Origin of the sequence: Desulfovibrio sp. 1214_IL3152 (genome assembly GCF_036763055.1) — a bacterium.
GTDB lineage: Bacteria > Desulfobacterota > Desulfovibrionia > Desulfovibrionales > Desulfovibrionaceae > Desulfovibrio.
Genome location: NZ_JBAIYW010000449.1, coordinates 1 through 5,768 on the forward strand (window position 1 = coordinate 1; position 5,768 = coordinate 5,768).

At 56.8% G+C, this 5,768-nt stretch carries 4 protein-coding genes; 2 read left to right on the top strand and 2 right to left on the bottom strand.

Annotated elements, in window-relative coordinates:
- Nucleotides 1-86 precede the first annotated feature (86 nt).
- Together glsA and gadC are read right to left on the bottom strand one after the other, a co-directional pair.
- Nucleotides 87-1,019: a glutaminase A gene (glsA, locus tag V6C07_RS09465; RefSeq protein ID WP_333536183.1), complete on the bottom strand. Its 933-nt coding sequence runs from the start codon at nt 1,017-1,019 to the stop codon at nt 87-89.
- An 84-nt stretch (nt 1,020-1,103) separates the two neighbouring features.
- Complete coding sequence (gadC, locus tag V6C07_RS09470) at nt 1,104-2,609, bottom strand: putative glutamine/gamma-aminobutyrate antiporter GadC (RefSeq protein ID WP_333536184.1); 1,506 nt, start codon at nt 2,607-2,609, stop codon at nt 1,104-1,106.
- Between the two features lie 409 nt (nt 2,610-3,018).
- On the opposite strand from gadC, the gene V6C07_RS09475 reads away from it, so the two are divergent.
- Both V6C07_RS09475 and V6C07_RS09480 read left to right on the top strand, forming a co-directional pair.
- Nucleotides 3,019-4,512, top strand: coding sequence for an amino acid permease (locus tag V6C07_RS09475; protein WP_333536185.1), 1,494 nt, complete (start codon nt 3,019-3,021; stop codon nt 4,510-4,512).
- A gap of 3 nt (nt 4,513-4,515) precedes the next feature.
- Nucleotides 4,516-5,768, top strand: a 1,253-nt coding sequence (locus tag V6C07_RS09480; protein WP_333536186.1) for a glutamate decarboxylase, incomplete at its 3' end; no start/stop codon positions are given.

Sequence of the window (5,768 nt, forward strand, 5' to 3'; positions counted from 1 at the left end):
GAGCGGCCCACCCGGCAAAGGCAAGGTGGGCCGCAACAGCCTGCGCCGGGCTGCAAGCGTGTCCGGCGGGGCATGAGGCATGCCAATCAGGCCTTATAAAGATTATACCCCAGTTCTCCGGCAACAAAGGCCGCCATCTTTTGCCCGCGTACGCTGTTGCCCACACTGTCCAGAGGCGGTGAAAATGCCGCAATCGCCAGCACCCCCGGCACAATCGTCAATATGCCGCCTCCAACGCCGCTCTTGCCCGGCAGCCCCACCCTGTAGGCCCAGTCACCCGAACTGTCATACATGCCTTCCATCGTCATTTCAGCCATGATGCAGGGGCAGTGCTCCGGCTTGAGCACCTGTTCTCCGGTAACGGGATTACGCCCGCGCGCGGCGATGGTCGCGCCGATGGTTGCAAGTTCCACGGTATTGAGCAGGGTCGAGCACTGGCGCGTGTAAACATCGCAGGCTTCCATAGGGTCACAGTACATATAGCCCGCGGAATACAGCAGCCAGGCAATGCCGCGATTATGAAAGTTCGTGGTCTGCTCCGACTGGTTCAGCTCGTCAGAAATGGCTATTTCCTTTGAGCCGAGCCTGCGCTGCATGTCCAGTATGCGCTGCCAGCGTTCTTCTGTGGAATGCGCCTTCACAAGGCTGGCCGAGGCCATTGCCCCGGCGTTGACCAGCGGCGAAAGCGGCTTGTCGCCGTGCAGTTCCAACGCCATGACCGAGTTAAAGGGCAGGCCCGTGGGGCTGGTTCCGATTTTTTCCTGAACGGCCTGCGGACCGAAGTCTTCCAGCGCCAGAGCCAGCGTGCAGACCTTGGAAATGGATTCAATGGCAAAGCGGTAGTCCGCATCACCGGCCGCCGCGGTTTGCCCCTGGGCCGTCACAACGGCCACGGCCGCAAGGTCGCTGGGGATATTCGCCAGAAAAGGGATGTAGTCGGCATTGGCCCCGCCGGGAGCCTTGCCGAATTGCGCGTGCGCGCTGTTCACCACAGACTGGATTTTTGCAATGTCAGGCATGGTGTTTTCCTTTTGATAAAGCCGCAATAGCAGAGCTATCACGGCTTTATCATAAACAATTATGTTGTCATGAAACCCCGGGCGCTAACTTCCGGCCTGCGTTCCGGCCGGCGGCTGTGCAGGGGCCTGCACCTGAGCCTTTTCCTTTTCCCAGGTGAACGGTTCAAAGTCTGAATCGGGATCGCGCCATTCGGGCTTGCGCAGGGCGAAGATCGTCAGCGGAATCGCCACAAAAACGACCACCAGCACGATAAGGTACATCATGTAGGTTTCAGGGCTGCCGATGGAAATCTGGCTCGGCGGCACAAAGCTGAGCGCAAAGGCCAGCATCGAACCGAGAAAACCCAGAGTGGCCCACAGGTACATGCCGGGAACCCGGTAGGGTCGCGGACGGTTGGGCTGGCTCAGCCGCAGGCGGATACCGCTGGCGAACATGAGCATGTACATGACCAGATACAGAATGACCGTAAGCTGCGACAATATCTGAAAGGCTGCCTGCACCGAGGGCATGACCACAAAGGTGATGGACAGGATGGTAACAACCACCGCCTGCACGAGCATGAGATGACTGCCCATGCCGAAACGGTTGGTCTTCTGGAACCAGCGGGGCAGATACCCGGCCTTGGCGACGGCGAGCACACCGGTATTGGGACCGGCAATCCAGGTAACCACGCCGCCCAGCACGCCGAAAGCCAGCATGACGGCCAGCACGGAACCCAGCCATTCGGCGTTGATCCACTTGAACAGCAGGTCATAGGCCAGCAGCAGGCTCTGGGTAAGGTTGATGTCCTGCTTGGGAACAACAAAGGCGATGCCAAGGGTGCTCAGCAGGAAGATGGCTACCGTGCCTACCGAGGCGATGGTAATGGCTATGGGGTACTTTTTGGTGGGATTATCCATGTCCTTGACGTGTACGGCGTTCATCTCCATACCCGCGTAGGCCAGGAAGATGCTGGCCGCAAGAACGATGTTGCTGAAGTTGGTGAAATCGGGAATCAGCGCCCCCCAGCTCAGTTCAATCAACGGCGGCTTGCCGCTGCAGAAAAGATAGGCAAAGCCCAGCACGACCACGACCCCGGCGGGGATGATCGTACCCACGATACCGCACCATTTTGACACCCGTGCGAATATGCCGACCCCGCGCAGGGCAATGAACACCGACACCCAGTATACAATCAGCACAAAGCCCGTAATGTACCATTTATTGGCCGCTATGGTTTCGGCCATGCTCACGTTGGGGTCCATAAAGGCAATAGACACGGCCCCGAAGGTCAGCACTGTGGGAAAGTAGGGGATAACCTCAATCCACAGCATTGCCATGGCCAAAAAGCCCCAGCGCGGCCCGAACGCCTCGCTGACCCATCGAAAAACACCACCCTTCTCCGGGTAGGTGGTAGCCAGCTCTGCGGCCACCAGCGCCATTGGCACCAGAAAAACCAGGGCCGCAAACGCATAGTAAAAGATTGCGCCCAATCCGTATTCCGCTTCGGAAGGGAGAAAGCGCAGGCTGACGACCGCAGTGATATTCATTATGACTATGGTCGTAATAGTCATTTTTGAACCGGATGTCTGTTCTTTAACTTCTCCCATAGCAGTTGCTCCTGTGTTGGCAAAGTCTGTTTCGCCGCTTGCTTGTCAAACGGCCCGCGTCCGGTAAAAAGCTTTCGATACAAATAGTTATTTTCAGTTAAAATAAAACTAGTAAAAATTATGCATTGCGTCAACATGCATGGCGGCAGTTATCCTATCATTTTAAAATAAAACAATAATATTCAATTATCGCGATAGTAAATATCAGATAACATGCTGTAAATACCGAAAAAATTACCTGCCTGAAGCTGCGCCGCGCCTCTTGTTTATCAACAAACAAGTTGTAAAAAAAAGCAAAGCATGTTTAGCTTTTTACTAATTAAAACGATTCTTCTTTGCTCGTCAGGGCAATATACGCCCCGGTCGGCCTTTTCCCTCGTGATTGACAAGATACGCCAGAGGAATACGGATGTCCGAACACACCCCCCCAAAAAAGGTCGCCATTTCAACCCTTGCCCTGATGGCCCTGGGAACGGTTGTAAGTCTGAACGCGCTGCCCATGATGGCTCTTGAAGGACTTTCCCTGGTTTTTTACATCCTTTTTGCCACCGTTGTTTTTCTTCTGCCTGCCGGCATGGTTTCCGCCGAACTGGGCAGCGCCTTTGCCGAACGCAAAGGCGGCGTCTACATCTGGGTAAAAGAGGCTTTCGGCCCGCGCTGGGGCTTTGTTGCCATATGGCTGCAATGGGTGCAGACCCTGGCCTGGTATCCCACAATTCTCGGCTTTTCCGCCGCATCTCTGGCCTATTGCCTGGGCGACCCACATCTGTCGCAAAGCGGCGTCTATACGGGGCTTGTCAGCATCGGCATCTACGCCTGCGCCACGGGCGTTGCCCTGAGCGGCACCAGCACGGTCAACACGCTGACCAAGTACAGCGTCTTTATGGGAACCCTTGTTCCAAGCCTGTTCATCATCATTCTTGGCCAGTTCTGGGTTGACCAGGGCAATGACGTGGCCTTTCTGACGCAAAGCGCGCAGGCGGTGGACGGCCACATGGTGCGCGAACATGTGCATCCCCGCGTTTTCCCGCACTTCACGGGCCTTGGCAGCGTAACCTTTCTTGCAGGCATTCTGCTTATGTTTTCGGGTATCGAGGTGCAGGGGGTTCAGGCCGCAAACATGAAAAATCCACGCCGGGACTTTCCCATTGCCATGCTGCTGGCTTCGGCCATTGCCTTTCTTGTTTACTTTATGGGTTCGCTTGCCGTGGCAACGGTGCTTACCCCCAGGGAAATAAGCCTCACAGCCGGGCTGATGGAAGCCTTTTCCCTGATGCTGCACAAGTTTGACCTGGATTTTCTTGTGCCGCTGATTGCCCTGCTTATTACCTTCGGCGGCGTGGGCAATGTGATGGCCTGGGTATCCGGCCCAAGCAAGGGCATGCTGCAAACGGCCCGCGACGGCGAGTCGCCGCCGTTTTTCGGCAAGGTAAACAAGGCCGGTGCGCCTGTGGCGCTGCTGGCTTTTCAGGGAGTTATCGTTCTTGCCCTGAGCTCCATCTACTTTCTGGTAAAAAACGTCAGCATCGCCTTTTTCATTCTGACAACGCTTACGGCCAGCATTTACCTGGCCATGTATCTGCTCATGTTCGGCGCGGCCATACGCCTGCGCATCACCCGGCCCGATCTGCCGCGTACATACAGCGTGCCCGGAGGCATCATGGGCATGTTTCTTATCGGCGGCACGGGCTTTCTGGGCGTGGCCTTCGCCTTTACCGCGGGATTTTTTCCGCCGCACAACCTGCCTGTGGGCAATCCCGCGCTTTACGTAGCCCTTGTGGCGGGCGGACTGTCGATCTTCATCGCCATCCCGCTCATTATCCAGGCTTTTAAAAAACCTCAATGGAAGCATGCAACGCGTGTGGAAAACGATTTTTCAATTAACGGCAACAATGGAGACTAAAGTATGACTGCGAAAAACACCTTGCGTAACACCGTACTTGACGACACCTATGCCGCGTCGGATATGGCGAATGCCATGCCGCGCTATCAGATGCCCCTGCAGGAAAGCCGCCCCCGCGACGTTTATCAGGTCATCCACGATGAACTTATGCTGGACGGCAATTCGCGCCAGAATCTGGCAACCTTCTGCCAGACCTGGGTTGATCCCGAAATCAACCAGATCATGGCCGAATGCGTTGACAAGAACATGATCGACAAGGACGAGTACCCGCAGACCGCCGAAACAGAAACACGCTGCGTGCACATGCTGGCCGACCTGTGGCATTCGCCGGACCCCAAGGGAACCCTTGGCTGCTCCACCACCGGCTCCAGCGAGGCCGCCATGCTCGGCGGGCTTGGCATGAAGCGCCGCTGGGTGAACATGCGCAAGGCCGCAGGAAAGCCCTATGACAAACCCAACATGGTTTGCGGGCCGGTGCAGGTTTGCTGGGAAAAGTTCGCCCGTTACTGGGACGTTGAGCTGCGTGAAATTCCGATGGAAAAAGACCGCCTGATCATGAATGCCGAAGAAGTCATCAAACGCTGCGATGAAAATACCATCGGCGTTGTGCCTACCCTCGGCGTGACCTTTACCGGCCAGTATGAGCCGGTGGAAGAAGTGAGCAAGGCTCTCGACAAGCTGCAGAAAGACAAGGGCTGGGATATCCCCATCCATGTGGACGGGGCCAGCGGCGGCTTTCTTGCGCCGTTCATCGAGCCTGACCTGCTCTGGGACTTCCGCCTGCCCCGCGTCAAATCCATCAACTCTTCGGGCCACAAGTTCGGCCTTGCCCCGCTTGGCGTGGGCTGGGTCGTCTGGCGCGAAAAAAGCGACCTGCCCGAAGACCTGATTTTCAATGTGAACTATCTGGGTGGCAACATGCCCACCTTTGCGCTCAACTTCTCCCGCCCCGGCGGCCAGATCATTGCCCAGTACTACAACTTCCTGCGCCTGGGCCGCGAAGGCTACCGCCGCATTCACCAGAACTGCTACGATACGGCCCGCTTTTTGGGCGATGAAATTGCCAAGCTCGGCCCCTTTGAAGTGCTGTACAACGGGCGCGGCGGCATCCCGGCCCTGTGCTGGGCCTTCAAGGCCGATGCCAAGGTCAACTACAGCCTTTATGACCTCTCGGACCGCCTGCGCTCACGCGGCTGGCAGGTGCCTGCCTACTCCATGCCCGCTCACCGCGAAGACCTCGTGGTCATGCGCGTGCT

What these genes read in the sequence shown, in the direction of transcription:
- V6C07_RS09475 (WP_333536185.1), top strand. Translation starts at nt 3,019, where the DNA reads ATGTCCGAACACACCCCCCCAAAAAAGGTCGCCATTTCAACCCTTGCC.
- gadC (WP_333536184.1), bottom strand. Translation starts at nt 2,609, where the DNA reads ATGGGAGAAGTTAAAGAACAGACATCCGGTTCAAAAATGACTATTACG.
- glsA (WP_333536183.1), bottom strand. Translation starts at nt 1,019, where the DNA reads ATGCCTGACATTGCAAAAATCCAGTCTGTGGTGAACAGCGCGCACGCG.